The organism is Burkholderia sp. Ac-20384 (assembly GCF_017104605.1).
GTDB classification, from domain to species: Bacteria; Pseudomonadota; Gammaproteobacteria; order Burkholderiales; family Burkholderiaceae; genus Burkholderia; species Burkholderia lata.
The window spans coordinates 1-3,685 of sequence record NZ_JAAGPE010000523.1 but is presented as its reverse complement, the minus strand read 5'-3'; the positions used below and the strand labels follow the sequence as shown (position 1 = coordinate 3,685).

The following is a 3,685-nucleotide window of genomic DNA, read 5'->3' as shown; positions in this document are numbered from 1 at the left end:
GGTGACGGGCGGGACGCAGTCCGGGCGGACCGGGCGGGGGGGCGCCGGGCCGCCGGCGCGCCGTCGCAAGCGAAGCACGGCCGGCATGGGCGGCCGTTCGCGCAGACGGTGTCAACGATGAGCCCCGCCCATATTTCCCTCAGCAATGCCGGCGACCTGGTCGCCAGCCTCGGCAGTCCGCAGTTTCCCGCCCGGCTCTGGGCGTGGCTGCGCGAAACCGTCGACCCGCAGTCCCACTACAGTGTCGCGACGCGCTACCGCCGCGATGCGTCGTCGCAGTCGGTCGACAGCGTCGAGGTGCTGTTCTTCGCCGGCGGCGACGATCCCGACGGCACACGCTACGCGCTCGATCTGTATACACAGGGCGACTGGCGCACCGACACGCTGCTTCCGCATATCGAGCGCGCCACCGATTCGCAGCTTGTGTTCTCGTGCAACGAGGACATCGATACGGCGACCGAATACGGCCGCCATTTCGCGCTCGGCGAACTCGGTGAAGACTGCACGCTGATCGGCAGCGAGCGCGACTATGTCTATGCGTTCTCGCTGTTCCGCCGACGTGGCCAGCCGTCCTATACGCTGGCCGAGCTGGCGCTGCTGCGGCAGCTCGGCGATTTCGTGCTGCCGCTCCTGATCCAGCATGCGCGGCTCGCACGCCTGACGCCACGCTCGGACGACGGCGCGCTGCTGCAGCGCTTCGAACAGCGCCTGTCGGCCAGCGGCGCGGCGCTGTCGCAGCGCGAACGGCTCGTGTGCCGCGCGGTGCTGCAAGGCCAACCCGTCCCGCAGATCGCCGATACTCTCGCGCTCAAGCCCAGCAGCGTGCGCACCTACCTCGGGCGCGCGCTCGCGAAGCTCGGCGTCGCGAACCGCGCCGGACTGTTCGCGTGGTGCGTGACCGACGAGGAACCGCCGGGGGATCGCGGTCAATAGACCGCACCTCCACGTCGCTGCAATCCCGCCCCACCGCCTTTGTCGCGCGTTGTCCTCAAAACGATGACAGACAGCCGGCCGCCCCGCTCCTAGTATCTGACTCACCCGGCGACAGGAACGCGTCGGATATCACGGAGACACGGAATGCCGAATACCGGATGGACGCCGGCCTGCACGGTCGCGCGCGCGTCGCCCATCGATCTGCCGATCCAGACCTGGCGGCGCGATCGGCCTGACGCTCCGGCAGCGGCCGGCCTTCACCACGACGCATCGCCGCGCCTGCCGCACTGCACCGGCACCTAGCCGCCCCCCATCCCATTCCAACCCGACCGGGTTCACGCGACCGGACGAGCCACACGGCCCGCCCGCCGGACACGTGCGCCCGTCGAACATCCCCCCATCCGGAGGAGACACATGCAACACGCCGATACCGTCTATCTGAACGGCCTGCTTTACACGGGCGACGCGCAGCGCCGCTTCGCTCAGGCGCTGGCCACCCGGGACGGCAAGATCGTCGCCGTCGGCCGCGACGACGACATCCGCCAACTGGCCGGCCCCGCGACGCGCATCGTCGACCTGGCCGGCAGGCTGATGCTGCCGGGCCTCATCGACGGCCACGTGCACCCGCTCGAAGGCCACCAGATCCTCGGCGACTTCGACCTGTCCGGCATCAACGATCCCGACACGATCCTGCAGCGCATCCGCGCATGCGCCGATGCGACGCCGAACGAACCGTGGGTCTATCTCGGCGGCGCCAACCTGGCCGCATTCGGCGCGTATCCGACCCGCGAGCTGCTCGACCGGATCGTGCCCGACCGGCCGCTGCTCGTGGTCGGCTTCGACGTGCACAGCGGCTGCCTCAACACGAAAGGCCTCGAAGCGGCCGACATCCACGCCGACACGCCGGACCCGGCCGGCGGCGTGTACGAGCGCGATGCGTCCGGCGCGCCGAACGGCGTCGTGCACGAAGCGGCGTTCTACCGCGTGTGCCCGATCATTCCGCAACTGAGCCCGGCCGGCTACCCGAAGTCGCTCGCGAAAGCGCACGCGATGGCGCACGGTTACGGCATCACCGGCTGGTTCGACGCGCGCGTCGAGGAGGCCGAACTCAAGGCTTATGCCGACGCGCAGCGCGCGGGCACGCTGAAGGTGTACATGAGCGCGGGCCTCTATGCGAACCCGCGCCGCGATCCGCGCGAGCAGATCGAGCGCTTCGCGAGATGGCGTCGCGAGTACGAATGCGACAACCTGCGCCTGCATACGGTGAAGATCTTCGTCGATGGCGTGCCCGAATCGAAAACCGCCGCGCTGCTCGAGCCGTACGCCGGCACCGACGATTGCGGCCTCGCGCTGTGGAGCCAGGACGCGCTGAACGAGATCTGCCTGCTTGCCGATACGGCCGGCTTCGACCTGCACTTCCACACGCTCGCCGACCGCGCGGTGCGCATGACGCTCGACGCACTCGAATACGTCCAGATCCGCAACGGCATGCGCGACCGGCGTGCGCAGCTCGCGCACCTGCAGATCGTCGATCCGGCCGACATGAGCCGCTTCAACCGGCTCGGCGCGATCGCCAGCGTGCAGACGCTGTGGACGGCCGCGCGCGAGGAGCAGCAGCAGCTCTATCGCGACCTGCTCGGCGCGGAACGCACTGCGCGCAACTATCCGTTCCGCAGCCTGCGCAACGCGGGTGCGATGCTCGCGGCCGGCTCCGACTGGTCGGTCAGCACGATGGATCCGATGCAGATCATCCAGACGGGCGTCACGCACCTGCTGATCGACCAGCCCGACAGCCCGCCGTGGAATCCGCACGAACGCCTCGACCTGCTCACGATGCTCGAGGCCTATACGGTGAACACCGCGTATGCGTTGCGCTTCGACGACTGCACGGGTTCGCTCGAAGCGGGCAAGGACGCGAGCTTCACGATCCTCGACCGCAATCCGTTCGCGCATCCGGTCGAGACGTTCGCGCAGACCCGCGCGATCGAGACGTGCTTCCGCGGCGAAGTCGTGTACGCCGCGCCGGGCTGGGCCGACTGAAGCACGAACCCGGCGATCGTCAGGCGACGCCGAGCGCCAGCACCTGCTCGGTCGTCAGCACGTCGCCGAACGTGTCCGACAATGCGGCCAGCGTCGCGCGATGGAGGTCGCGGTGCGATACCGTGCCGCCGTCCGCGATGTCGAGGTCGCGCGTCGCGCATGCATCGTCGACGACGATCACCGCGTAGCCGAGCGGCACCGCATCGCGTGCCGCGCCGGCGACGCATGCATGCGTCATCAGGCCCGTGACGATCAGCGTGTCGATCCCGGCTGCCTTCAGGCGCGCATCGATGTCCGTCGTCGGGAATACGCTCACCGACGTCTTTTTCACCACCGAGTGATGCGGCGCCGGCTGCAGGTCCGCATGAAAGCGGAAGCCGTCGCTGCCGTCGGCGAAGATCGGGCTGTCGGCCGTATCGACGTGCTGGACGTGAAACACCGGAATGCCCGCGCGGTCGGCGAACGCGATCACGCGCTGCGCATTGCCCAGCGCGCGCGGCCCCTCCGGAATCGGCAGGCGGCCGCCGAAGTATTCATTCTGGAAATCGATCACCAGCAGCGCGGTGCGGGCGGCGGCGATCGACGTCCGCGTGGTCGCGCCCGCCAGGGTACGGATGGTCGGATGTTGCATGGGTCGCTCTCTCGGTTGGCATATCGAAGGAACGGCGTACCGGGCCAGCCGGCGCCGCCGGACGCGGCCCGGATGCTCCCG

4 protein-coding genes are annotated in these 3,685 nt (G+C 69.2%); 3 read left to right on the top strand and 1 reads right to left on the bottom strand.

The features are described 5' to 3' along the window. Positions 1-117 precede the first annotated feature (117 nt). The 3 genes from G3O00_RS41045 to G3O00_RS41035 all read left to right on the top strand — a co-directional run bounded on the left by G3O00_RS41045 (position 118) and on the right by G3O00_RS41035 (position 2,973). The gene (locus tag G3O00_RS41045) at positions 118-933 is read left to right on the top strand and encodes a helix-turn-helix transcriptional regulator (protein WP_206146417.1); all 816 of its coding nucleotides are present in this window, start codon (positions 118-120) and stop codon (positions 931-933) included. A 144-nt stretch (positions 934-1,077) separates the two neighbouring features. Next, the gene (locus G3O00_RS41040) at positions 1,078-1,236 is read left to right on the top strand and encodes a hypothetical protein (RefSeq protein ID WP_206146416.1); all 159 of its coding nucleotides are present in this window, start codon (positions 1,078-1,080) and stop codon (positions 1,234-1,236) included. A gap of 111 nt (positions 1,237-1,347) precedes the next feature. Beyond that, a complete protein-coding gene (locus tag G3O00_RS41035; protein ID WP_206146415.1) occupies positions 1,348-2,973 on the top strand; it encodes an amidohydrolase in 1,626 nt (541 codons plus the stop codon). A gap of 19 nt (positions 2,974-2,992) precedes the next feature. On the opposite strand, the gene G3O00_RS41030 is transcribed toward G3O00_RS41035, so the two are convergent. Next, entirely contained in the window at positions 2,993-3,604 is a 612-nt protein-coding gene (locus G3O00_RS41030) for a cysteine hydrolase family protein (RefSeq protein WP_206146414.1), read from the bottom strand. Between the last annotated feature and the right edge of the window lie 81 nt (positions 3,605-3,685).